Raw genomic sequence first — 23,705 nt, 5'->3', positions numbered from 1 at the left:
GGCTAGAACTCGATGCCCCGGGCGGCGGGAATGCCCTTGCGCCACGGGTGTTTGCGTTCCCGCATTTCCGTCACGAGGTCGGCCTCCTCCGCGAGCCATTCCGGCAGGCCCCGGCCGGAGAGCACAAGATGCCGGCCTTCCCCGTGCGCGCCCGCAAGCAGCGGCGCGAGCTCCCCCCGGGTGAGGATGCCGGCCCCGAGCGCGTACAGCGCTTCGTCGAGGACGAGCATGTCCACCTCGGCCGCCTGTTCCCGCGCCCAGGCCATCAGTTCCCCCGCGGCTGCGCGGTGGGCGGGGCGTTCCTCCTCATGGCGCAGAAAGCCCAGGCCCCCGGGCCGGAACCTCGGCCCGAGCAGGCGCCGGAGCATGACCTGCTCGCCGGCGCCGCAGTCCCGCTTCATGAACTGGCCGAAGGCCACCCTCATGCCCTGCCCGAGCGCCCGCAGGGCCTGGCCCGCGCAGGCGCTGGTCTTGCCCTTGCCGTCGCCGGTATAGACGAGGATCACCGCCACACCCCAGGGAGGACGGTCTTGCAGGAGGGGCAGACGCCCGGTTCCTTGCCCGGCCGCGTGCGGTAGCCGCGCCGCTCGATGACCACGCTCCCGCAGGACGGGCAGACAGTGGAGGCGCCGAGCAGGCTTTGCACATTGCCGATATAGACGTAGTTCAGGCCCTCCTCGCGGCCCATGTGCCAGAGGTCTTCGAGCTGGAAGGCCGGGGTCGCGGGATGCGCCGCCATCATGGCCGCCCCGTGGAAGCCCGAGAGGTGCCAGGGCGTGTCGGGCCCGAGCTCGTCGCGGATGAAGCGGGCCATGGCGCGCAGTTCGTCCGGGTTGTCGTTGCAGCCCGGGATGACGAGGGTCGTGATCTCGAGCCACCAGCCGAGCTTTTTTATGGCCTTGAGATTGTCGAGCACGGGCTGGAGGCGGCCGCCGCAGAACTTGTGGTAAAAGTCGTCCGAAAAGGCCTTGAGGTCGATATTGGCCGCGTTGACGCGCCGGTTGAGCGACTGGAGCAGGTCGGCCCCCATGAAGCCGTTGCTCACGAGGATGACCTTGAGCCCCCGCGCCTGGGCGAGGCCGGCGGTCTCGTAGATCTGCTCGAAAAAGACCGTGGGCTCGTTGTAGGTGAAGGCCATGCTCGGCGCCTGCTGCGCGGCGAGGCGCGCGAGGGTGTCGGGCGTGGCGCGGCGGCCGGAGATGGTGCTCGCCGGGCGCACATGGGCGATCTGGTGGTTCTGGCAGAAGCGGCAGTGGAAGTTGCAGCCCGCGCTGCCCACGGAAAAGGTCTTGCTGCCCGGGAGGAAGTGGTAGAGCGGCTTTTTTTCCACCGGATCCAGCGCCACGGACGTGACCACGTCGCCCACAAGGGTGATGAGCTCGCCGCGCCGGTTGACGCGCACGCCGCAGCGGCCGTGGGTGCCCTCTTTGATATGGCAGGCATGCGCGCAGAGGGAGCAGTTGACGCTCGCGTCCGCGGCCTCGGCGTCCGGTGTCCAGAGCATGGCGCGCACTAGCGGGGTCCTCCGCGCTGGCCGAGCGGCACCACGGGCCCAAGATGGCGGGTGATATTGGGCGGAAGCTGCGGCATGGCCGCGAAGCGCCCCGGCCAGCGCATGCCCGGCCGCATGCCGCCCATCATGGAACCCATCATGGCGCCCCCCATCATATAAGGATGTCGCGGGCCGTACGGCTGCCACGGATTCCATGCGCTCGCGGCCCCTGCGGGGCCGGGGCTCCAGCTCAGGGGCTGCCAGTCGCCGTGGGGCGGCTGGCCCGGTGTCCAGGCCTTGACGCCGCTCCCGGCCCCGGCCGGCCCCCACGGGCGCCAGGCGCCGGACTGGCCCGCGGGTTGTTGCCAATGGGGCTGCCAGTTGGAGGGCTGCCAACCCTGCTGCCAATTCTGGGGGCGCCAGTTAGGCGGCGGCCCCTGCCAGTTGCCCTGCTGTCCGTTGCCCTGCGGCCCGTTGGCGGGAGGAAGCACGGCGCCGGGCTGGCCGCTCCCTTGCGGCGGCTGCATGCCCGGCTGCATGTCGGGCAGGGGCAGGCCGCCGGGGCCGGGCTTGTCGGGTTGCTGCGGCGGACGGACGCCGGGCTGGCCTGACTGCGGGGGCGGCGGCAAAGGCCCGGCCGGGGGTACCATGGCCGAGGGCGGCCTTCCCATGCCCGGAGCCATTGCGCCGGGGGGAATCGGGCCGGGAGGGGGCGGGTTTTGCCCGGGGCGCCACGACTGGCCCCAGCCGGGCTGGCCGCCGTAATTTCCGCCGTTGCTCCAGCCGCCATTCCACCCATGGTTGCCGCCGTTCCAGCCGCCAGTCGCGCCGCCGTTCCAGCCAGTAGGCCAGCCGGAATTGCCGTAGCCGTTGGCCGGCCAGTTGGGGTCGATCTGGGGCGCCACATAGATGGGCGGCTGCTGCGTCTGTTCCTGCGGGCGGCGCGGCGCGATGACCGAGGTGACGATGTCGCCCGTTTCCGGGTCGCGCCAGGTGCCGGCATAGCCGTTATAGCCCGGGGCGTCGTTGCTGATGACGATGGCGCCGTCCTGGCTGTTCTGCGCGTTTTGCGCGGCCGGCGCAGCCGCCGTAGCCTGCTGCGTGGAGGTCTGGGGCTGTGCAGGCACCTCCCGGGCAGCCTCTGCGGCGTAAGCGCCGGACGCCGCGCCCAGGCTGGCCGCCATCACGAAAAGGAGCGCGAGCAGGACCACGCCCGCGCGGCGTGCGCCCTTGCGGGCGCGAGGGGGAGTCTTCATGCTTTGAGTATAGCAGGGGCGTTTGCGGCGGTCCATGAAAAAGGCTTGGCACCCCCGGTGAAAAAGCCGCTTGGGCTTCGGGGCAAATTCTGCTACACAGTAGAGAGCAAGGAGGAAACCATGTCCAGTGACCGCGCGCGTGCCTATACTGCCGCCGGAGTTGACATCGAGGCGGGCAATGCCCTGGTGCGCCGCATCAGGGGGCTGGTGGCCTCCACGCAGACGCGGGGCGTGCTCGCGGACATCGGCGGCTTCGGGGGCCTCTTCCGTCCCGACCTCGCGGGCATGGCCGACCCCGTGCTCGTGGCCTCCACGGACGGCGTGGGTACCAAGCTCAAACTCGCCTTCGCCTGGAACAAACACGACACCGTGGGCATCGACCTCGTGGCCATGAGCGCCAACGACATCCTCGTGCAGGGCGCGGCGCCGCTGTTCTTCCTCGATTATTTCGCCACCGGCAAGCTCGACGTGGACACGGCCGCGGCCGTGGTGGGCGGCGTGGCCGAGGGCTGCCGCCAGGCCGGCTGCGCCCTTCTGGGCGGGGAGACCGCCGAGATGCCGGGCATGTACGCCCCCGGCGAATACGACCTCGCCGGCTTTTGCGTAGGCCTCGTGGACAATGCGAAGCTCGTGGACGGCTCCGGCACCCAGGTGGGCGACGCGGTGGTGGGCGTGGCCTCGTCCGGGCTGCATTCCAATGGCTATTCGCTCGCGCGCAAGATCCTCGCCGAATCGGGCCTTGGGCCGGACGACCCGCTGCCCGGCGCGGACGGCAAGACCGTGGCCGAGGTCTTCCTCGCGCCGACGACCATCTATGTGGAGGCCGTGCGGCCGCTTCTGCGCGACATGAACATCAAGGGCATGGCGCATATCACGGGCGGCGGCTTTTACGACAATATCCCGCGCATCCTGCCCGGCCAGGTGGAGGCGCGCATCCGCTTCGGGAGCTGGCAGATGCCGCCGGTCTTCAGCTGGCTCAAGGAGACCGGGGGGCTCGGCTGGCCGGAAATGCTCCAGATCTTCAACTGCGGCATCGGCTTCGTGCTCATCCTGCCGCAGGCCCAGGCCGAGGAGGCGGTGAGCCGCATCCGGGCCTATCTGCCCGCGTGGCAGATAGGCGAGATCGCCCGGCGCAGCCGCGGCCCCGAAGGAGAGGAGGGCGAGCAGGTGGTGGTGGAGTTTGAGGGCGACGCCGACGCGCGCGCCTGAAGCGGCGCAAGCGCCGTCAGCGCACAGGATAGGCTCATGCACGTCTTGAATTTTCTCGGCAATGTCCTTTGGTTCCTCCTGGGCGGGCTCGTGATGGGCCTCGCCTGGTGGCTCGTGGGCGTGCTCTGCTTCATTTCCATCATCGGCATCCCGTGGGGGCGGGCCTGTTTCGTCATCGGCAAGTTCGCGTTCTGCCCGTTTGGCAAGATGCCCGTCTCGCGCGAGGTGCTCACCGGCCAGCCGGACGTGGGCACCGGCTTCTGGGGCATGGTGGGCAATGTCATCTGGTTCGTGCTCGCCGGCGTGTGGATCGCCCTCGCGCACCTCGCCTGGGCCGCGGCCTGCGCCGTGACCATCATCGGCATCCCCTTCGCGTGGCAGCATGTGAAGCTCGCGGCGCTGGCGCTCTGCCCCATCGGCAAGACCATCGTGCCCGCGCAGGTGGCCGAGGCGGCGGAACAGCGCGCGGCGCAGGAAAGGGCCGCCCGCGAGCAGGCGGCGGCAGCGGCGCGCCAGGCCCCGCCACCGACGGACGGGCAGCGCTGAAAGTATCGCTGACAGTCAAAAAGCCCCGGCTGACGTGACCATCCGGGGCTTTTGGCATGTGGGGGCAGGCAGGAGATTCGTGGCCTAGTGGTGATGGCCGCCGCAGCCCTTGCAGAGCTGTTCTTCGCCGAAGGTCTTGAGGCTGCCCGCGGCAAAGGCCTTGAGGGCATCGGCCACAGTGGCGAAGCCCGTGGCGTGGTAGACCTTGATGCCCGCGGCGTGCATGGCGTTGAGCGGGCGCATGCCCATGCCGCCGGCGAGCAACGCCGTGACACCGGCCCTGGCGAGATCGTTGACCGGCTCGATGCAGCTTCCGTGCTCATGGCCGTTGTTGGGCATGACTTTCACATCGCTGATCTGGCCGTTTTCCACCTTGGCGATGGTATAGGCGGCGCAATGGCCGAAATGGGCGCTGGGCGCGGCGTCGAGGCCCCCCGGGGCTTCGGACGGCACGGCGCAAAGTACGGTTTCGCTCATGGATACCTCCCGGGCGTTGGTTTCTGTGGGGGGAGTTAAGGCCGAAGCGGCCCTTGTCAACGTTTGGCCGGGCGCACCGGCCGCAGCATGAGCCACAGGCCCGCGGCCATGAGCGGCAGGCAGAGCAGCTGCCCCATGGTGAGCCAGCCGAAGGCGAGGTAGCCCAGGTGTGCGTCGGGCACGCGCACGAACTCCACGAGGAAGCGGGCGATGCCGTAGCCCAGGGCGAAAAAGCCGGAGACCGCGCCGGGCTTGCGCGGCTTTGAGGAATAGACCCACAGCGCCACGAAGAGCACCAGCCCCTCCAGCAGGGCCTCGTAGAGCTGCGAGGGGTGGCGCGGCCAGGGCCCGGCCCCGGGGAAGACCATGGCCCAGGGCACGTCGCTCACCTTGCCCCAGAGCTCGCCATTGATGAAGTTGCCGAGCCGGCCGAAAAAGAGCGCCTGCGGCACGAGCGGCGCCACGAAGTCCGACACCTGGAGGAAGCTGCGCTTGCGGCTGTGCGCGAACCAGCAAAAGGCGGCCACCGCGCCCAGGAGACCGCCGTGGAAGGACATGCCCCCGTGCCAGATGCGGAAGATCTCCAGCGGGTCCTTGAGGAAGGAGCCGAGATCGTAAAAGAGCGCGTAGCCGAGGCGCCCGCCCACGATGACGCCGAGCATGACGCAGGTGAGCAGGTCGTCCACGTCCGCGGGCGTCCAGCCGGAGCCGGGGCGCCGCGCGCGCCAGCGGCCGAGCAGCCAGCCCACCACAAAGCCCACGAGATACATGAGGCCATACCAGTGGAGCTGGAGCGGCCCCAGCGAAATGGCCACGGGGTCGATGCGCGGGCTCAGCACGGGTTGCCTCCCGGTGTGGCGGGGGCGGGGAAAGGCAGGGTGAGGGCGGCGGGCATGGGCTCGGGTCTCTCCAGTGTGCGGTCAGGTTCAGCGCAGGCCCACGAGCCATTGCCAGAAGCTGGGCGGCGTGGGGGCCACGGGCGCATGCCAGTGCGAATCGCGGCCGCTGTCCGAAAAGCGCAGGCGAAGCTCCTCGAGGCGCGGGGGCGCGCTGGCGGCGGGGGGCGCCTCCACGGCCCCCGGGGCCAGCTCCACCATGAGCTGGAAGGGAATGTCCGCATTGGGGCGCATGGCGAGCAGCCGGCGCACGAAGGCAAGGCCGCTGCCGAAGCGCAGGTCATAGAACAGGGCGCCCTTGTGGGCCCCATCCTTAATTAAGGGCGGCGCGTCCTCCGGGCGCAGGGCATCCATCACAGGCAGCATGGCGAACTGGAAATACGTCTCGCAAGCCACGGACTGCCGCGACATGGCATCCACCAAGGAGAGCGGCGTGGCGGGATAGCTGTCTTCAGGGGCGCGCGGCCGGCCCAGGGCGTCGAGGCTCTGCGAGCGGACCGTATCGCCCTCCTCAAAGATGACGCGCCAGAACAGGGGCGCGAAGGCGTCGGGCAGCACATGCAGGCGGCTCACGGGCCGGCCTTCTTCCTGAAAGCGCTCGCGGCACTGGGCCGTGTGCCAGGCGTTGATGCCGATGCCGCCGCCGGGATAGACGAACATCCAGGCCAGCGTCAGCAGGATGAGCCCGCGCCGCGCCCGCCAGCGCCACACCGCCCAGAGCAGGGGCACGGTGAGCAGGAGGTCGATGATGTAGACGCTGTTGAGGCGCACCCGGTAATGGGAGAAGGGCAAAAAGACCATGGTGCCGTAGGTGGTGACCACATCGAGCCAGATGTGGAGCAGCAAAAGCCCGCAGCAGAGCAGCCAGACGCGGCCGAAGCTCCAGCGGCCCGGCGTGGCGGCGCGCCAGAGCGGCCAGCAGCAGAGCGCGAGCGCAAGGGCGAAAAAAGGCATGCCCGCGAAGGAATGGCTGATGCCGCGATGGAGGAGCAAAAATTCCAGCGGCGTGTGGCAGAAGAGCACGTCCAGGTCGGGCGAGGCCGTGACGAGCGCGGCCAAGGGCACGGCCCAGGCCGTGAGCGGGCGCCGGGGCAGGGCGAGCAGGGCCACGGCCCCGCTGGCGGCATGGGTGACCGGGTCCATCCTATTGCCTGAAGGGGCTGCGCTGCTTGGGGACGGCGCGATAGGCCGGGTCTTCCGGCGAGGGCTGGGCGCCCATCATGCGCTGATAGCTCTGCAGGCGCCAGTCCTGCACCTGCTGCATGACATCGGGCCGGTTGTGCAGATAGAGCATGCGCTCCCTTACATTGGCCCCGGTCATGGGATAGCGCATGAGCTCGGCGGCGGGCGCGCCGCCGCCGGCGCCCGTGCTTTCCTGCGAGCTGCCCTGGCCGATCTCCTTGGGGCCGCAGGCGGGGAGGCCGCCGAGGAGGAGCGCCAGGGCGAGGGCCGCGCAAGGGCGCCCGGGCCGGAACATCGTTGTGTTTCGCATGGGCGAAGTATATGCGGCGCCGCGACGCCGCGCAAGGGCAGGGCGCTTGCCGGGGGCGCGACGGGCTGATAGATTCGGGCAGGGCGCGTGGCCATTTGGCGGCGCCCCGCCAAAACGCCATGAAAACAGTCTTCTGCATCGACGACAATCCGCGTTACCTGCTGCTGCTCAAGGCTGCGGTGCGCTCCCTGCGCGCCCTGCACGGCGACGACGCGCCCCTGCTCTGCGTCTATGGCGGCGACGACGCCCATGTGCTCGCCGAGGTCAACGCCGAGCGCATCCCGCTGGCCCGTTACCGGCCGCTCCTGAACAAAGAGACCATGCCGCGCTCCACGCATCCTGTCATCGGCTGCCTGCTCCGGCTGGAGCTCGCGCTGGTGCCGGACCTCGCCGACGACCCGGCGGTGCTCTACTGCGATTCGGACACCTTCTTCCTTCGGCCGCTGGACGCGCTCTTCGCGGCGCCCGTGCCCGCCTATCTCGGCATGGCGCGCGAGGCCACCGCGCCCTTCTACAACGAGCACGAACAGCTCGGCTATGACTTCCATGACCGGCACTATACCGTGCGCCTGCCCTTTCCCATCTGGACCTTTTCGAGCGCGGTCACGCTGTTCAACCTCGATCGTCTGCGCCGGCGCGACCTCGTGGGGCACCTTCTGGCCTTCTCCAGGGCCAATGTGGAGGCCGCGGGCAATCTCGACCAGTCCCTGCTCAACTATTTTTTCGGCAAGCGCATCACAAGGCTGGAAGACCGCTGGAACCGCCCGCCTTATCAGGCCGACTGCCTCGACACCGCGCATATCGTGCACTTCCACGGCCCCAAGCCCTGGGAGGTGAAGAGGCCCTGGCCCGGTGACGAGCTGCGCATCAACTGCTTCATGGAAATGCGCCGCCGCTGGTATGCGCTGCTCTCGCAAAAAGAGCGCGCGCTGGCCGACTCCTGGGACTGAGCTCTCGCCGTGGCCGGAAATTTTTGCCGTCTTTCTCGGCCGCAAAGTATTTTTCCCTGAAAAAACAATATGTTGCCAGTAGGAAAAAATTTCCTCCCCGCCCTAATCCTTTGCCCCGGGGCGCCGATATGCTCTTTGAGGCGGAAGGACGCAGGGACGCGTCTGCATGGTGCACCGCCTGTGACGTACAGCATTCAGGGAGGAATGTATGTATATCAATCACAATCTGATGGCGAGCAACGTCGGCAACAATCTGGCATCCCATTACAGCAATCTCCAGACCTCGACCCAGCGCCTGTCTTCGGGCCTCAAGATCAACAGCGCGGCCGACGACGCGGCGGGCCTCGCCATCCGCGAACTCATGCGGGCGGACATCGCATCCCTGCAACAGGGCGTGCGCAACGCCAATGACGCCATTTCCCTCATCCAGACGGCGGACGGCGCCCTCGGCATCATCGACGAAAAGCTCATCCGCATGAAGGAGCTGGCCGAGCAGGCCGCCACCGGCACCTACGACTCCACCCAGCGCCTGATGATCGAGTCCGAATACCAGGCCATGGCTTCGGAAATCACCCGAATCGCCAACGCCACGGACTTCAACAACATCAAGCTGCTCAACGGCGGCCTCTCCAGCGACGTGCACGAGGGCTCCGGCGGGGGCGACAGCGGACTCGAGTCCACCGGCAAGCTGAAGATCCACTTCGGCGCGGGCAACGATTCGGCCGAAGACTACTACTACATCAAGATCGGCGACAGCACGGCCTCGGCGCTGGGCGTGGGCAATGCCTCCGACCCCGAGGGCGCGGCCTACACCATCTCCACCCAGGAGGCGGCGCAGAAGGCCCTCGCCGGCATCAACAACGCCATCATTTCCAAGGACAAGATCCGGGCCCACCTGGGCGCGCTGCAGAACCGGCTGGAGAACACCATCTCCAACCTGACGACCCAGGCCGAGAATCTTCAGGCCGCCGAGTCGCGCATCTCCGATGTGGACGTCGCCACGGAAATGACGCAGTTCGTGCGCAACCAGATCCTCACGCAGTCGGCCGTGGCCATGCTCTCGCAGGCCAACAGCATGCAGCAGATGGCCATGCAGCTCATCGGCTAGAGATTGGGAGAAGGGGGGCTTCCCTTCCGGGAGCCCCTGGGGGAGAAAGAAAGGCCCGCGGTGAAAGCCGGGGGCTTTTCTTTTTTAATACCTGATAAGGGGGGCCGCGGCAGCTTCTGGACGCGAGCCTTTTTTGCGCGCAAAAAGGCCCCGGCGCGGCCCCATGTACCGCGCCGGGGCCAGCGGCCGTCATGCGGCCGTCCCGGAGGAGGCGTGGGAAAGGATGGCAGTCGATCTTCACAGGCTCCTGTGGAAAGCCTGTGAATAGATGGTAGACATCAATGCCCGTGCGTCAATGGCCTGTTGAAAACTTTTCCGGGCCCACGCCGGACGCCCTGGCAGCGGCGTCAAAAAACCGATGCCGGCGCCGCCTGCCCGGGGGGGCAGCGGGGGCCGGCCATTTTTGCCGTCCTTTTCCGGCATGGCATATGCACAAAAAGGATTGCCGCGTCCGCGCTTCCCTGGCCGTTACCGGCAAAAAAGGGAAGGCGCGGGCAGGCGATCCGCGCTGACGACAGGCCCCGGCGCCCGGGTGTGAAAACTGGCACGGATCATGCTTAAAACAGGGCGCAGGTTGATTCAGGCAGATTTTGCCACCCCCGGCACCACGAGCCGGGGACGGGGGGAGACCCCCTGGCGGGGGCAGCCGCCCCACCGGCAAGGCCGGAACGGGGCGGACAGCAGAGACAACGATAACCCTGCAGGAGCAGGCATCGTACGGCGGTAGTCCGCAGGGACGCGGGCGTGCACAGTGCGCCGCCGGGCAGCAAGCACATTCATGGAGGAATGTCATGTACATCAATCACAATCAGATGGCCAGCAATGTCGCCAACACCCTTACCAGCCACTACGGCAACCTTCAGACCTCGACCCAGCGCCTGTCCTCCGGCCTGCGCGTGAACAGCGCCGCCGATGACGCGGCCGGCCTCGCCATCCGCGAGCTCATGCGCTCGGATATCGCGGCTCTGAATCAGGGCGTGCGCAACGCCAATGACGCCATTTCCCTCCTCCAGACGGCGGACGGTGCCCTGGGCGTCATCGATGAAAAGCTCGTGCGCATGAAGGAACTGGCGGAACAGGCGGCCACGGGTACCTACGATTCCACCCAGCGTCTGATGATCGAGTCCGAGTACCAGGCCATGGCTTCGGAAATCACCCGAATCGCCAACTCCACGGACTTCAACAACATCAAGCTCCTGGATGGCAATCTGTCCAGTGACACGCACGTGGGCAAGGGCGGCGACGAAAGCGGCCTCGCGTCCACCGGCAAGCTGAAGGTCCACTTCGGCTCGGCCAACGACTCCGCGGAAGACTACTACTACATCCAGATCGGCACGAGCACCGCGTCGGCCCTGGGTGTGGGCAACCAGGCGACGGCCTTCGACGAGAAGTCCGACGCCCGCACGGTCTCCACGCAGGAAGCGGCCCAGAAGGCCCTCGTGGGCATCAACAACGCCATCGTGTCCAAGGACAAGATCCGCGCTCACCTTGGCGCGCTCCAGAACCGGTTGGAGAACACCATCACCAACCTCACGACTCAGGCCGAAAACCTGCAGGCTGCGGAATCCCGCATTTCCGACGTGGACGTGGCCACGGAAATGACGCAGTTCGTCCGCAACCAGATCCTCACCCAGTCGGCGGTGGCCATGCTCTCGCAGGCCAACAGCATGCCGCAGATGGCCATGCAGCTCATCGGCTAGCGGCCGATCTGGTTGAGGCTCCCCGAGTTCGGGGTGCAGACCACATATCCCCGGAGGGTTCGCCCTCCGGGGATATTCGTTTTAAGGCGGGATGGGGGATGGCCGCACGGACGCGCGGCCGCTGGGCTTACTTCTGCTCGGGCTGGGCCGCGGCGATCTGCTTTTTGGCTTCGTCCAGGGCCTGCTGGAGCTTTTCCTGGTCGGGCGTGGAGAGCGAGGTCTGGATGATCTTGCCGCCCGTGCCGGCCAGCGCGTCGCGCACCTTGTCGGTGATGGCGGAATCCACCAGCACGAAGAGCGCGGAAGAGCCGGGCGTGAGCGTGGAGGCGAGCTGCTTCATGAAGTCGTCGTTGATGCCCACGTCGCTGAGCGCCCCGGCCACGGCGCCGGCGCCCGCGCCCACCACGAGGCCGAGCAGCGGGTTGAGGAAGATGAGGCCGATGAGGGTGCCCCACAGGCCGCCGCTCATGGCGCCGCCCAGGGTGAGATTGTACATCTGGTGCAGCTTGACCTTGCCGTCGGGCTTTTTCACGGCGATGACCGCGTCCTCGAGGCTGACGAGGTATTCTTTCTGCATCTTGATGAAATCGAGCCGGACCTGCTCGGCCTGGAGTTCATCGGGATAGACGATGACGATAAGGGTGCTCATGGGGATTCTCCGTCGCTGGGTTGGGGCGCGGCAACACGGACTTTCGCGGGGGCGCCGGCGCGTGCCGGGGGTGCGGGGGCCGCTGCCGCATCCTTGTTTGGGTATCCGCCGGCGGCCGCCCTGTCAAGGGCGCCGGGCTTGCGCCGAAAAACCTTGAAAATCGCCGTCGCCTGCGGAAAGATGCGGGCGACACCCCAACAGCAGGGAAATTATGAAGTGCAAGATCTGCAAGGCCACGGCGCAGGTGGCCCTCAAAAGCCATAACGCGGCCTTCTGTCCCGAGTGCTACAAGGACTTCTTCGCCCGCCAGGTGGAGCGCGGCATCAAGGGCGCGCCCGGGCCGGACGGCCGCCACGGCGAGCCGCTCTTTACTCGCGACGAGCGCATCCTCGTGGCGCTCTCCGGCGGCAAGGACTCGCTGGCCCTCATGCTGGAGCTTTCGCGCCAGGGCTATGACGTGACCGGGCTCTTCGTGGATCTCGCCATCCCCGGCTCATCCGATGTGGCCCGCGCCGTGGTGGAGCGCTTTTGCCAGGCGCACGGCCTCAAGTTGCGCATCGTGGACCTCACGGCCGAAGGGCTCGCCATACCTCTCGTGAAGGAGCGGCTGCGCCGGCCCGTGTGCTCGGTGTGCGGCAAGGTGAAGCGCCATGTGTTCAACCGCGCGGCGCTGGACGGCGGTTTCGACGCCATCGCCACCGGCCACAACCTCGACGACGAGGTGGCGCGGCTTTTCAGCAATACCTTGCGTTGGGACACGGCCTATCTCTCCGACCAGGGGCCGCTTTTGCCGGCCCAGCCCGGCTTCGCGCGCAAGGTCAAGCCGCTCTGGCGGCTCACGGAATTCGAGACCGCCAACTACGCCTTTTTGATGGGTATCGAGCACCACCACGCGCCCTGCCCCTACAGCCCCGGCGCCAGCTTCACCACGCTCAAGGGCGTTTTGCAAAGGCTGGAGGCGGCCATGCCCGGCCGCAAGCTGGATTTTTACCAGGGCTTTCTCGCGCGCGGCAAGGCGGCCTTCAGCCGCCAGGAGGAGGATACGGGCGCCGGGCTCGCGCCCTGCGTTCGCTGCGGCTCGCCCACCTCTTCCGGGGAGCTCTGCGGGGTGTGCCGCATCCGGCTAGCCGTGGCCGAGGGCGCCACAGCCTGAACTCGCCCTCCAAAATCACTGGGCCAGGGCGAGGCCGGCGACCTTGCGGTGCGGCGCGGGCAGGGGCAGGTCGGCCAGCTCTTCGGCTGTCACCCAGCGCCAGGCGTCGTCCGGCAGGGGCGGGGGAGAGGGCGCCGCATCGTCGGGGAGCCGGAGCCGGCGCCAGTGCAGGGTGATGCGGTAGCGCGTGCGCGTGTGCACGATGTGGCCGCCGCCCTCGAGAAGTTGCGCCCCAAGGCCGCAGCCCTCCCGCAGATGGCGCAGCAGGGTGGCACCCGGTTCCTCACCCTCCGGCACGGCGCCCCCGGGGAATTCCCACAGCCCGGCCCACACGCCGCGCGCCGGGCGCCGGTGCACGAGGATGCGGCCCCGCGCCGTGAGGATGCCCGCCACAGTGGTGAGGGCGGTCATGCCCGGGCCATCGTCCTTCACCGGGCGCTCGCCCGCCACGCCTCGCTGCCGCGCCCGGCAATAGGCCCCCCACGGGCAGGCGGGGCAGCGCGGCACCTTGCGGCAGACGAGCGCGCCGAGCTCCATCATGGCCTGGTTATGCTCCCGCGCGGCATCCTCAGGCACGAGGCGTTGCGCCCACTGGCGGATGAACGAGGCCGCCGGCTCGCGGCGTACCGGCGTTTGCACATCAAAAAGGCGGGCGAGCACCCGCTCCACATTGGCGTCCACACAGGCCACGGGCTGGCCGAAGGCGATGCTCGCCACGGCCGCGGCCGTGTAGGGGCCGATGCCGGGCAGGGCGCGTATCTGCTCCTCCCGCTCCGGGAAGGCGCCGCCGTGCTCTTCCATGACGCGCCGGGCCGCGGCCATGAGGTTGCGGGCGCGGGAATAGTAGCCAAGGCCCTCCCAGAGGCGAAGCACCGTCTCTTCCGATGCCGCGGCGAGGGCCGCCACGTCCGGGAGCTGTTCCATCCAGCGCCGGAAATAGTCCACCGCGCGGTCCATCTGGGTCTGCTGGAGCATGATCTCCGAGATCCAGACCTCATAGGGCGTGTAGTTCACCCGCCAGGGGAGGTCGCGGCGCGTCGCCGCGAACCAGGCGCAAAGCAGGGGCGAGAGCTCGGCCGCGTGGCGCTCGGGGTCGCGCAGCGGGGGCTCCATGCCCGGCAGAAGCGGCCTTGCGGTCCTTGCGCCCCCGGCGCCCCCTTTTCTCATCCTCACTCCGTGCGGGCCCGCCGCCATTGTCAAGCGGGGCATGTGCGCCTATAGTCGAGCCGCGCGCCCGGCGCGGGATCCATCCGCCGCCAAATCCCGGCGCAGCAGGGAGTCAGCAATGGCAGACAAGAAAAATCCCGTCGTCCTGCTCGAGACCACCGAGGGCGACATCCTCATCGAGCTCTATCCCGACAAGGCCCCGCGCACGGTGGAGAATTTCCTCATGTATGTGGACGAGGGCTTTTACAACAACACCATCTTCCACCGCGTCATCCCGGGCTTCATGATCCAGGGCGGCGGCATGGACGCGCGCATGCGCGAGAAGCCCACCCACGAGCCCATCCCCAACGAGGCCGACAACGGCCTCAAGAACGAGCGCGGCTCCGTGTCCATGGCCCGCACCAGCGACCCGCACAGCGCCTCGGCGCAGTTCTTCATCAACCTCGTGGACAACGACTTCCTGGACTTCCGCGCGCCCACCATCGACGGCTGGGGCTACTGCGTCTTCGGCAAGGTCACGGACGGCATGGACGTGGTGGACAAGATCGCCAAGGTCAAGACCAGGACCGTGGGCATCCACGAGAACGTGCCCGCCGACTCGGTGATGATCACCAGCGCAAGCCGTTTTGAGTGAGCGTGAATTCCTGCGCCTTGCCCGGGGCCAGCTCCACGCAGGAGCAGCCCGGGCAGGCGCCGGAAAGCGCCTTGCGGAAGCCCTCCACATTTTGCGCGAGCACCGGGAAGGTGCCCCAGTGCATGGGCACCGCCGCCGCGCAGCCGATGAGCCGGCAGGCGTGCGCCGCCTGCGCCGCGTCCATGGTGAACACCCCGCCCATGGGCACCAGCGCCACATGGATGCCGTAGAGGCGTCCCAGAAGCTCCATGCTTGAGAAAATGCCCGTGTCGCCCGCGTGGTAGATGACAAGGCCGTCGGGCATGCGCAGGATATAGCCCACCGGCACGCTCGAATCGCTGGAATGGAAGGCCTGGGTCATGGTGACGGAAATGCCCTTCACCGTCAGCGTGCCGCCGATGTTGAAGCCGATGCCGTTCATGACCTGCGCCTCGGGCACGCCGGCGTCGGCAAGCTTCGCGGCCGTGCCTACCACGCAGCCGAGCATGGCGCCCGTTTTCTTGCAGATGGCGACGGCGTCGCCCACATGGTCGCCGTGGTCATGCGTCACGAGCACCATGTCGGGCTTGCCCACCTCGGCGGGATCTTGCCCCCAGCGCGGCGCGAAAAAGGGGTCGATGACGCAGGAGGCGTCGCCGCAGGCGATCTTGAAGGCCGAATGGCCGTACCAGGTGATGGTGCTCATGACTGGTCTCCTTGGCTGGTGATGGAGCTTCCGGCGGGTGGCGCCATTTCGGGCGCCCAGCGGCCGAGGTCGTGGGCGATGCCGGCCTGGTCGAGGATGCGGCCGCAAAACTGGTCGAGCATGGCGTCAAGGCTTGGCGGGCGCAGGTAGAAGCCGGGCGAGAAGGGCATGATGACGGCCCCGGCCTCGCGTAAGCTGAGCATGTTGCGCAGGTGGATGGCCGAAAGCGGGCTTTCGCGCGTCACGAGCACGAGGCGCAGGCTCTCTTTCAGGGCCGCGTCCGCCGCCCGCTGGAGCAGGTTGCGCGTGGCGCCCGAAGCCAGCGCCCCGAGCGTGCCCATGGAGCACGGCACCACGAGCATGGCCGCGGGCGCGCCCCCGCCGTGCCACCACGAGCCGCTGGCCGGCCCGGCGCCGAGGTCGTCCGCCTGGTACGCATGGCGGGCATGGCGGGCGAGGGCGTCCGGCGCAAGCCCGCATTCGGCATTGAGCACCGCGGCCGCGCCGTCCGAGACGATGCAGGAGAGCTCCACATCCGGCATGGCGGAAAGATGCCCGAGCAGCCGGAGCGCGAGCGGCATGCCGCTCGCCCCGCTTACGCCCACAAGTATCTTGCGCATGGTCGGCGCCCCACCTCTTTGCGGAAAAAGTCCGGGCTTGCGCCCTGCTTCCTTGTTCCACAAAAGCGCGTTCCGCGCAATGCCGGGGCGCCGGGCAGCCCGGTGCGACCTGCGGCCTGCGCTTGACAGGGGCCCGCTTTCGGCATACCAAGAACCTCCCGCGCCCGTAGCTCAGCCGGATAGAGCGTTGGCCTCCGGAGCCAAAGGCCGTGCGTTCGAATCGCGCCGGGCGCGCCAAGGAAATCAGGCGGTCAGCCGTAAATGGCTGGCCGCTGTTTTTTAATCCGGGACCGGGGCGCCAGAAAAGAGCGTCAGGCGCTGTAGGGGCTATGCGGCTTTGGCCTTGTCCGGGGGCGAAGCGTTTTTGCCGGAGCGTTTTCGGCGCCAGTATATCACCTTGAGGATCAGGTTGGCGGCGAGCACGCACACGCAGCCGAGGATGGTGTCCAGGCAGCGCCACAGCAAGAGCCGCATGTCGCCGCCGTGGCCCAGCATGGAGATGTCGATGAGCACGAGCACGATGCAGGTGATGAGCAGGCTGAAGATGCTGTAATGCTTCAACGCGAAGGGGATGAAAAACGCGAGTACCCCCACCACCAGCGCCAGTTGCAGGGGGAGGTGGATAGAGATCAGCAGCAGGTACGCGAGGCCGGTGCCGGCTATGGTGCCGGCCACGCGGTCAAAGAGCCGTTTCAGCTCCAGCGAATCCTCGGAATTGGCGACGAAGATGACCGTCAGGCCCACCCAGGCGGGATTGGAGTAGGCAAGGTTCTCGGCGATGAGCGAGGAGATGACCACCGTGACGGGAATGGTGAGGCTCAGCCAGGGGTTATTGATGTCCCCATGCAGCAGGGCGCGCACCTGGTCGAGGGGGCTCTTTTGGTTCTCCTGTTCAAAGGCCATGTTCGCAAGGCTCAGGAGCAGCCCGAGGAGGATGCCCCCGCAAAAGTACAGGCCCATGGCGAGCGACGGGGTGAAGTCAAAAAAGCTCAGCAAAACTGCGGTGGCCGCGAACTTGGCCACGAAGCCGAGATAGGCGAGCTCCTTGGCGGGCAGAGCCGCGAGCCAGCTCAGGATGAAGAGCAGGAGGAGCGCCAGCAGCGGATAGGCACCCACGGCCTCGCTCAGCGAGGCGGCGAGCAGCAGGAAGAGGGCGCCGGCGAGCGCGCCGCACACCCGCGCGACGACGCCGTGGCGCGGGGCCATCTGCATGCCGACCATGGCGCCGAAGGCGGCAAAGGGCGACATGGCCGGCGAGCCGATAGCCACGCCGAAAATCACCGAACCGCTCATGCCGACGGCCAGCAGGATGCCCTTGCAGGCGGTGGGCGCATTTTTGGCGGCGAGTGCATCAAGATCCATGGGGCCTCCCGCGTTGTGGCTCCGCAATGCCGGAAAACAGGGATTTGGGCATGAAGGCCGGCGCCCGAAGGCCCGGCTCAGCGCCGGGCGGAAAGCGCCTGCATCACCTCGTTGGCCTCGGGCTGGTTGGGGTCGCCCTGGAGCGCGCGCAGCGCGAGTTCTTCGGCCTTGTCGCGCTTGCGCCAGTCCCAGTACATTTTCGCCATCTTGCCGAAGGTGTTGGGGTGGCCGCCGAAGGTGCGCAAAATGGCCATGTAGACCTTCTCGGCGCGCTCGTATTCGCGCAGCTCCGTCCAGGCGTTCACGGCGCCGGTGTAGGCCGCCGAGGCCCGGGGCTCGACCTGCATGGATTCCTCATACATTTCCGCGGCTTCCGCAAGCTGGCCCGCGGCTGCGAAAATCTGCCCGAGCTGGACGCGGATGCCCTCCTCCTCGCTGAACTCCTCGGCCACGCGCTTCAAAAAGGCGCGGCCCTTGGCGTACTGGCCCTCGTTGAGCAGTTGCACGCCGGTCTCGATGAGGGTCTTCTTGCGCTCGAGGCGCGCATCGGCCTCCTGGCGGATCTTCTCCTCGGCCTCGTTGATCATGATGCGCGCCAGTCCCTCGAGCACGGTGGCGAGCGCCGCCTCCTTGCCCTGCTGGTAGGGGATGGGCCGGGGCTTGCCGCTGCGCGTGGGGTCGAGCAGGGTCTGCATGGCCTGGTGGTGGGTGAGGGCGTTGAGGAATTCGCAGATCTGGATATCCATTTCCGCGCGGGGGCCGCGCATGAGCTGCACCCCGGAATATTGGCGCAAGGCCGCGCTCATGGCCGTGAGGGCGCGCGTGACCTCGTTGCGGCGGAGGTAGCCGTTGGCGCGGGCGATATTTTCGCGGAGTTCCTTGGGGGCGACCTTGAGCATGTCAGCGCTCCTCTTGCCAGGCGGCGGCGACGGCCTCCCGGTGTTGATCCAGAATCTGCAAAACCCCGGGCGCGAGGCCCTCCGGGGCGCGCCCCGCGAGCCACGCGGCCCGGACTTCCGAAGAGCTCACGGCTTCGGGCGCCAGCGGCAGCAGCACCGCCACCCCCCCGCCCGGGAGCTCCATGCGCGGGGCAGCGTCCACGCCCGAACGCAGGGGCGCAAGCTCCCGCGCGTCCGGCCAGTTCTCGCGCGTCACGGCCCGGAAGGCCGCGGCGTCGGCCACATCGCCGCGCGGCGCAACCACGAGGCTGCACAGGTGCGGCAGCGCGAGCCCGTGCCGCCAGGTGGGCAACAGCGCGTAATCCTCGCCGCCGAGCAAAAAATACGGCCTCACCCCGGGCTGCGCGGCGCGGAAGGCGGCCAGCGTGTCCCAGGTGTAGGACGGCCCCTGGCGCTCGCCTTCCATGCGGTTGCAGCGCAGGCGCCGGTCGCCGTTTTCCGCGAGCGCCGCCTCCACCAGGGCGCAGCGCAGGGCGAAGGGCAGCACGCCCCGGCCCGGCTTGTGCGGTGGCCGGGCGCTCGGGATAAAGTCCGCGCCGTCCACGCGCCCCTCCAGCAGGCGCAGGGCCGCTGCGGCCACTTCCAGATGCCGCCGGTGGGGCGGATCGAAGGTGCCGCCGTAGAGCAGGCGCCCCCCTGCGGCGCGACCCGGGGCAACCGTCATTGGCGCGTCTGGCCGTTCCCGAGCACGACGAACTTGGTGGTCGTCAGCTCGATGACGCCCATGGGCCCGTAGGCGTGGAGCTTGGAGGTGGAGATGCCGATCTCCGCGCCGAGGCCGAGCTGGGCGCCGTCGTTGAAGCGCGTGGAGGCGTTCACCGCCACCATGGAGGCGTCGGCCTCGCGCAGGAAGCGCCGCGCCCGGCCGTAGTCGCGCGTGCAGATGACCTCGCTGTGGTTGGAGCCGTAGGCCGCGATGTGGGCGAGCGCCGCGTCCATGTCGTCCACCACGCAGACGGCGAGGACGAGGGCGTGAAATTCGTGGCCCAGGTCTTCGGGCTGTTGCGGCTTCGCCGTTGGCCCGAGCAGCGGCAGCGAGGCCTGGTCGGCCCTGAACTCCACGCCGGCGCCCCCGAGGCTCCGGGCCACCATGGGCAGGAAGGCCGCGGCCTCGTCGCGGTGCACGAGCAGACACTCCAGGGCATTGCACACGCCGGGGCGCTGCGTCTTGCCGTTTTCCACGAGACCAAGGGCCATTTCAAGGTCGGCGCCGGCGTCCACATACATATGGCACACGCCCTTGTCGTGCTTGAGCACGGGCATGGTGGCCGCCTCGCTCACGGCCCGCACCAGGCCCTCGCCGCCGCGGGGGATGATGACATCGATATACGCGTCGAGCTTGCAGAGCGCGGTCACGGCGGCGCGGTCCGTGGTGGCGACGAGCTGCACGGCGTCGGCCGGGAGTCCGGCGTCCGCAAGGGCTTCGCGCAGCACGCCGGCGAGCGCCCGGTTGGAGCGCACAGCCTCGCTGCCGCCGCGCAGGATGACGGCATTGCCCGCCTTGGCGCAGAGGATGGCGGCGTCCACCGTCACATTGGGCCGCGCCTCGTAGATCATGGCGATGACGCCGAGCGGCACGCGCATGCGGCCAACGAGCAGGCCGTTGGGCCGCTGCCACTGGTGCTCGGTGACGCCCACGGGGTCGGGCATGCCGGCCACAGAGAGGCAGGCGGCGCGCATGTCGGCGAGGATGGCCGGGGTGAGGGTGAGCCGGTCAAGGCGCGGCGCGTCCAGTCCGGCGGCGCGGGCCGCGGCCACGTCCTCGGCGTTGGCGGCGAGCAGGGCGCCCTCGCGTTCGGCGAGCAATTCCGCCACGCGGGCGAGGAAGCGGTTCTTCGCCGCGGGCCCGGCCGCGGCCATATGGCGCGAGGCGGCGCGCGCACGCCGGCCGAGCTCTTCCACCTGAAGGGTATCTTCCGCAGTCCAGCCCATCTGGCCCTCCGGCAACGCGCGCTCGGCCAGGCAGGGAAAGCGGGGGCTTTTGCTTTGACAAGACGCGCGGTTGTGGCGTATAATTAAGAAATGTGACCGGGGCTTCCGGCCGGGCCCAAGCGGCCCGCAACGCGGACGCCCGCGCCCCTCCCGGAGGTTAGATACATGAATCCGCAAAAGAATCAAGACGAGTCGGCCTCCCCCTTCCTGCGTGACATCCAGGCCGAGGTGAGCGCGGAAAACGCCCCGCTCCTCCAGTTCATCACGCGCTACGCCAGCGCCATCGCCGGCGTGGTGCTCGCCCTTTTGCTGGCCCTCGGCGGTATGGCGGTGTGGAACTGGTACCACCACGGCAAGCAGGAGGAGGCGCGCCAGGAGCTCGCGCGCATCAACGCCCAGCTCAAAGGCAAGGACCGCGACGCCGCGCTCTCCAAACTGGCGGAAGGCGCCCCGGAGAGCACCAAGCTCTTCATCTACATGAGCCTCGGCCAGAGCGCCCAGGAAAACGGCGACCCCATCCTCGCGGCGGACGCTTACGCCAAGGCGGCCAAGCTCGACGGCGACGGCGCCCTCGGCCTCACCGCGGCCCTCGGCAGCGTGGGGAGCCTGCTCATGCAGAACGAGAACGTCCAGGCGCTGGCGCTCCTGCAGGAGCTGGAGGCCAAGCTCCCCGAGTCGCGCCGCTCCTTGCAGCTTCGCCAGATGCTCGCCGAGGCGGCCTCGCGCGCCGGCAAGACCGAGCTCGCCTACAAGACCTATCTTGGCCTTGCGGAAGAGGTGAAGACGCCCGAAGCGGCCTATTTCCGCTCCCGCGCCAACGCGCTGGCCGCGGAGCTCGGCAAGGCCCAGTAAGGGGCGTACCTAGCTCTCGTCTTCGCGAAGGCTTGTTGTACTGGCGTTGAGGATTCCATATCCCGTCTGGAGCGAAGCGGAAGACGGGGGGCTGCGACCGGGTGGCGGCGCGAAGCGCCGTGCCCGTTGGCGAGCATAGCGAGTCCTACGGGCATCGACAGCAGCGATGGTGCCGGAAGAATCCTAAAAAATGAGATTTTTTGCTGCTGGCAAGGAAGATAAAAATTTTCGCAGGGAGTGTACTTAAGTACTCGACCAAGAAAATTTTTCTCTGACGCAGCCAGCAGCAAAGCGCTAGCCGTTTGCGAGCTTGCGAGCCTTACGGATAGCGACAGTGGCATCGTTGACTGGCCCGCGCGGTAACTAACTGCTGTCTTCATCCGTAGCTTCCTGCGTCGCAACGGCTGAAGCAAGGCTGTTTTTGACGGATAATTTCGGCATTATGCGAGCAGCAGTGGAGTGGCAATACCCCTCCATACGCTCAAGTGGACAACAGAACGCTCCAACAAGCGCAACATCATCCCGGCGCATGCGCCGGCCGGAGACTGCCGTGGATCCACTCCTGCGCGACGCCCCTGGCGAGCGTCACCTGCTCCTGGGCAACGAGGCCATCGTGCGCGGCGCGCTGGAGGCGGGCGTCCATCTCGTCACCTGCTATCCGGGCACGCCGTCCTCCGAAGTGCCGGACACCTTCAGCCGCCTGCGGGAAAAGATCCTCGCGGCCGGCGATGCGCCCGGCTTCGGCGTGGAATACGCCACCAACGAGAAGGTGGCGCTGGAGGTCGGCGCGGGCGCGGCCCTCGGCGGGGCGCAATGCCTCGTGACCATGAAGCACGTGGGCCTCAACGTGGCGGCTGACCCGCTCTTCACCGCGGCCTATGTGGGCCTTCCCGGTGGCCTCGTGCTCCTGAGCGCCGATGACCCGGGCTGCCACTCCAGCCAGAACGAGCAGGACAACCGCAGCTATGCCCGCGCGGCGCATGTGCCCTGTTTCGAGCCGGCCTCGGCCGAGGAGGCCAGGGACATGACCGTGGCCGCTTTCCGCCTCGCGCGGGAGCTGGAGCAGCCGGTCATGCTGCGCACCACCACGCGCGTGAGCCATTTGCGCGGGCCCGTGACCCTGGGGAAGCTCCCCGAGAGCGTGGAGCACGCGCCCATGCAGCGCGAGCCCACCCGCTATGTGCCCGTGCCCGCCGTGGCCCTGCGCCGGCACCGCGCGCTGGACGCGCAGATGGAAGCGGCGCGCGCGGTGGCCGAAACAAGCCCGTTCAATACGGTGCGCGCGGCAGCCGCGGGAGTGAAGGGCCCCCGGCGCGGTATCATCGTGAGCGGGCCTGCGCGCAACTATCTGGCGGACGCGCTCCATACCGACGGCCTTGAAGGCGAAACCGCCGTGCTCGAACTGGGCATGACCTGGCCGCTCCCCGAAGAGCTCATCACCGCCTTTCTCGCCGACTGCGACGAGGTGCTGGTGCTGGAGGAAGGCGCGGACCTGCTCGAGCGCGACGTGCGCGCCCTCGCGCAGGAGCGCGGCCTTGGCGTGAGCATCGCCGGCAAGGACGACGGGCTCACGGGCTTTGGCGAATTTTCCCTCGATCTCGTGCGCCGGCGGCTCGCGCGCTGGTTCGGCCTGCCCGAGCGGAAAGCCCCGGCCGGAGCGCGCGGCGCGGACTGCGGCTGCGAGCCCCTGCCCGGCCGGCCGCCGAACCTCTGCCCCGGCTGCGCGCATCGCGCGGTCTACTATGCGGCGCGCAAGGCCTTCGGCGATGCGGCCATCTATTCCAGCGACATCGGCTGTTATACACTGGGCCTTCTGCCGCCCCTGCGCACGGCGGATTTCCTCGTCTGCATGGGCTCCTCCATTTCAGCGGGCAGCGGCTATGCCCGTGCCACGGGCGCGCCGGTGGTGGGCTTCATCGGCGATTCCACCTTCTTCCATTCCGGCATGACCGGCCTCGCCAACGCGGTCTTCAACCGGCATGACATCCTTGTGGTCATCCTCGACAACGGCACCACGGCCATGACCGGGCACCAGCCCAATCCCGGCATGGCGCAGCACGTGCTCGGCGAGCATGCGGCGCATCTGGACATCGAGCCCATCGTGCGCGCGCTGGGCGTGGAGCAGGTGCGCAAGGTGCGCGGCTCCAACCTGGCCGCGCTCAAGGCTGCCTTCGAGGAGCTGGGCGCGCTCTCCGGAGTGCGGGTGCTCATCGCCGAGGAGCCGTGCGTGCTCTATGCCCGGCGCAAGCTCGGCAAGGGCAAGCCCCGCGTGGCCGAGGCCGTGCGCCAGGGCCCGGAGGCCTTGCGCTGCCTTGAGGAACTGGCCTGCCCGGCCTTTTGCCGCAACGGCGACGAGGTATCCGTGGACGAAAGCCTGTGCACGGGCTGCATGATCTGCCTCCAGGCGGCGCCGGGCGTGTTCCGCGCGCGCAACCGGGCCTGACAGCAGAAATTCGAAAAAAAGTGATGATATAGACCACAGTTGAGGAATCTTCCTTAATACCGTCTGGAGCGAAGCGAAAGACGGGTGCTCGTGCCGGAAGAATGCGAAAAGGCTGTTTTTGAC

The 23,705-nt window shown here is 68.2% G+C and carries 24 protein-coding genes and 1 tRNA gene; 10 read left to right on the top strand and 15 right to left on the bottom strand.

Annotated elements, in window-relative coordinates; genetic code table 11:
- Positions 1–2: 2 nt before the first annotated feature.
- From HDR50_RS03660 to HDR50_RS03650, 3 genes are read right to left on the bottom strand one after another with little or no spacing between them, the layout of a single operon-like run.
- Positions 3–506, bottom strand: a complete 504-nt coding sequence (locus HDR50_RS03660; RefSeq protein ID WP_291356017.1) for a cob(I)yrinic acid a,c-diamide adenosyltransferase — start codon at positions 504–506, stop codon at positions 3–5.
- A complete protein-coding gene (amrS, locus tag HDR50_RS03655; protein WP_365816745.1) occupies positions 503–1,504 on the bottom strand; it encodes an AmmeMemoRadiSam system radical SAM enzyme in 1,002 nt (333 codons plus the stop codon). The genes HDR50_RS03660 and amrS overlap by 4 nt, the downstream gene beginning before the upstream one ends.
- 8 nt (positions 1,505–1,512) lie before the next feature.
- Positions 1,513–2,748: a hypothetical protein gene (locus HDR50_RS03650; RefSeq protein WP_291356013.1), complete on the bottom strand. Its 1,236-nt coding sequence runs from the start codon at positions 2,746–2,748 to the stop codon at positions 1,513–1,515.
- Positions 2,749–2,868: 120 nt separating this feature from the next.
- Between HDR50_RS03650 and purM the strand changes: the two genes are divergently transcribed.
- Both purM and HDR50_RS03640 read left to right on the top strand, forming a co-directional pair.
- Entirely contained in the window at positions 2,869–3,957 is a 1,089-nt protein-coding gene (purM, locus tag HDR50_RS03645) for a phosphoribosylformylglycinamidine cyclo-ligase (protein WP_291356011.1), read from the top strand.
- Between the two features lie 36 nt (positions 3,958–3,993).
- Positions 3,994–4,503 (top strand): YccF domain-containing protein, encoded by a 510-nt coding sequence (locus HDR50_RS03640; RefSeq protein WP_291356009.1) that lies wholly within the window; start codon positions 3,994–3,996, stop codon positions 4,501–4,503.
- Positions 4,504–4,587: 84 nt separating this feature from the next.
- Here HDR50_RS03640 and HDR50_RS03635 read toward each other — a convergent pair whose 3' ends face one another.
- The 4 genes from HDR50_RS03635 to HDR50_RS03620 all read right to left on the bottom strand — a co-directional run bounded on the left by HDR50_RS03635 (position 4,588) and on the right by HDR50_RS03620 (position 7,368).
- A complete protein-coding gene (locus HDR50_RS03635) occupies positions 4,588–4,980 on the bottom strand; it encodes a NifB/NifX family molybdenum-iron cluster-binding protein (protein WP_291356007.1) in 393 nt (130 codons plus the stop codon).
- Positions 4,981–5,036: 56 nt separating this feature from the next.
- Positions 5,037–5,819, bottom strand: coding sequence for a prolipoprotein diacylglyceryl transferase (lgt, locus tag HDR50_RS03630; RefSeq protein WP_291356005.1), 783 nt, complete (start codon positions 5,817–5,819; stop codon positions 5,037–5,039).
- 87 nt (positions 5,820–5,906) lie between these two features.
- The gene (locus tag HDR50_RS03625) at positions 5,907–7,019 is read right to left on the bottom strand and encodes a metal-dependent hydrolase (RefSeq protein WP_291356003.1); all 1,113 of its coding nucleotides are present in this window, start codon (positions 7,017–7,019) and stop codon (positions 5,907–5,909) included.
- Between the two features lies 1 nt (position 7,020).
- Positions 7,021–7,368, bottom strand: coding sequence for a chemotaxis protein (locus tag HDR50_RS03620; RefSeq protein ID WP_291356001.1), 348 nt, complete (start codon positions 7,366–7,368; stop codon positions 7,021–7,023).
- Between the two features lie 119 nt (positions 7,369–7,487).
- On the opposite strand from HDR50_RS03620, the gene HDR50_RS03615 reads away from it, so the two are divergent.
- The 3 genes from HDR50_RS03615 to HDR50_RS03605 all read left to right on the top strand — a co-directional run bounded on the left by HDR50_RS03615 (position 7,488) and on the right by HDR50_RS03605 (position 11,126).
- Positions 7,488–8,318 carry a glycosyltransferase gene (locus HDR50_RS03615; RefSeq protein WP_291355999.1) on the top strand — a complete coding sequence of 277 codons (831 nt, stop codon included), beginning with the start codon at positions 7,488–7,490 and terminating at the stop codon, positions 8,316–8,318.
- A 208-nt stretch (positions 8,319–8,526) separates the two neighbouring features.
- Positions 8,527–9,426: a flagellin gene (locus HDR50_RS03610; protein WP_291355997.1), complete on the top strand. Its 900-nt coding sequence runs from the start codon at positions 8,527–8,529 to the stop codon at positions 9,424–9,426.
- A gap of 791 nt (positions 9,427–10,217) precedes the next feature.
- Positions 10,218–11,126, top strand: coding sequence for a flagellin (locus tag HDR50_RS03605; RefSeq protein WP_291355995.1), 909 nt, complete (start codon positions 10,218–10,220; stop codon positions 11,124–11,126).
- Between the two features lie 127 nt (positions 11,127–11,253).
- Here HDR50_RS03605 and HDR50_RS03600 read toward each other — a convergent pair whose 3' ends face one another.
- On the bottom strand, positions 11,254–11,775 hold the full coding sequence (locus HDR50_RS03600; protein ID WP_291355993.1) for a DUF1269 domain-containing protein: 522 nt from the start codon (positions 11,773–11,775) through the stop codon (positions 11,254–11,256).
- Positions 11,776–11,986: 211 nt separating this feature from the next.
- Here HDR50_RS03600 and HDR50_RS03595 point away from each other — a divergent pair, with 211 nt between their 5' ends.
- On the top strand, positions 11,987–12,928 hold the full coding sequence (locus HDR50_RS03595; RefSeq protein WP_291355991.1) for an ATP-binding protein: 942 nt from the start codon (positions 11,987–11,989) through the stop codon (positions 12,926–12,928).
- A gap of 15 nt (positions 12,929–12,943) precedes the next feature.
- Here HDR50_RS03595 and mutY read toward each other — a convergent pair whose 3' ends face one another.
- Positions 12,944–14,095 (bottom strand): A/G-specific adenine glycosylase, encoded by a 1,152-nt coding sequence (gene mutY, locus HDR50_RS03590; RefSeq protein ID WP_291355989.1) that lies wholly within the window; start codon positions 14,093–14,095, stop codon positions 12,944–12,946.
- A gap of 118 nt (positions 14,096–14,213) precedes the next feature.
- Here mutY and HDR50_RS03585 point away from each other — a divergent pair, with 118 nt between their 5' ends.
- Entirely contained in the window at positions 14,214–14,729 is a 516-nt protein-coding gene (locus tag HDR50_RS03585) for a peptidylprolyl isomerase (protein WP_165078183.1), read from the top strand.
- Here the strand turns inward: HDR50_RS03585 and HDR50_RS03580 are convergent.
- Both HDR50_RS03580 and HDR50_RS03575 read right to left on the bottom strand, forming a co-directional pair.
- On the bottom strand, positions 14,704–15,414 hold the full coding sequence (locus HDR50_RS03580) for a metal-dependent hydrolase (protein WP_291355987.1): 711 nt from the start codon (positions 15,412–15,414) through the stop codon (positions 14,704–14,706). The genes HDR50_RS03585 and HDR50_RS03580 overlap by 26 nt on opposite strands.
- Positions 15,411–16,034: a UbiX family flavin prenyltransferase gene (locus tag HDR50_RS03575; RefSeq protein ID WP_291355985.1), complete on the bottom strand. Its 624-nt coding sequence runs from the start codon at positions 16,032–16,034 to the stop codon at positions 15,411–15,413. Before HDR50_RS03575 ends, HDR50_RS03580 begins: the two co-directional genes overlap by 4 nt.
- A 160-nt stretch (positions 16,035–16,194) precedes the next feature.
- On the opposite strand from HDR50_RS03575, the gene HDR50_RS03570 reads away from it, so the two are divergent.
- Positions 16,195–16,271, top strand: a tRNA-Arg gene (locus HDR50_RS03570).
- Positions 16,272–16,361: 90 nt separating this feature from the next.
- Here HDR50_RS03570 and HDR50_RS03565 read toward each other — a convergent pair.
- The 4 genes from HDR50_RS03565 to HDR50_RS03550 form a co-directional block, all read right to left on the bottom strand.
- On the bottom strand, positions 16,362–17,396 hold the full coding sequence (locus tag HDR50_RS03565; protein WP_291355983.1) for an FUSC family protein: 1,035 nt from the start codon (positions 17,394–17,396) through the stop codon (positions 16,362–16,364).
- Between the two features lie 77 nt (positions 17,397–17,473).
- Positions 17,474–18,295, bottom strand: a complete 822-nt coding sequence (locus HDR50_RS03560) for a tetratricopeptide repeat protein (protein WP_291355981.1) — start codon at positions 18,293–18,295, stop codon at positions 17,474–17,476.
- Position 18,296: 1 nt separating this feature from the next.
- A complete protein-coding gene (locus HDR50_RS03555; RefSeq protein WP_291355979.1) occupies positions 18,297–19,019 on the bottom strand; it encodes a nicotinate-nicotinamide nucleotide adenylyltransferase in 723 nt (240 codons plus the stop codon).
- Entirely contained in the window at positions 19,016–20,287 is a 1,272-nt protein-coding gene (locus HDR50_RS03550) for a glutamate-5-semialdehyde dehydrogenase (RefSeq protein WP_291355977.1), read from the bottom strand. The genes HDR50_RS03555 and HDR50_RS03550 overlap by 4 nt, the downstream gene beginning before the upstream one ends.
- Positions 20,288–20,452: 165 nt before the next feature.
- Here HDR50_RS03550 and HDR50_RS03545 point away from each other — a divergent pair, with 165 nt between their 5' ends.
- Together HDR50_RS03545 and iorA are read left to right on the top strand one after the other, a co-directional pair.
- The gene (locus HDR50_RS03545) at positions 20,453–21,139 is read left to right on the top strand and encodes a tetratricopeptide repeat protein (RefSeq protein ID WP_291355975.1); all 687 of its coding nucleotides are present in this window, start codon (positions 20,453–20,455) and stop codon (positions 21,137–21,139) included.
- Positions 21,140–21,668: 529 nt separating this feature from the next.
- Entirely contained in the window at positions 21,669–23,582 is a 1,914-nt protein-coding gene (gene iorA, locus HDR50_RS03540; protein WP_291355973.1) for an indolepyruvate ferredoxin oxidoreductase subunit alpha, read from the top strand.
- Positions 23,583–23,705: the final 123 nt, after the last annotated feature.

The organism is Desulfovibrio sp. (genome assembly GCF_014803725.1).
GTDB lineage: Bacteria > Desulfobacterota > Desulfovibrionia > Desulfovibrionales > Desulfovibrionaceae > Desulfovibrio.
This window is presented reverse-complemented; position numbering and strand designations above follow the sequence as displayed.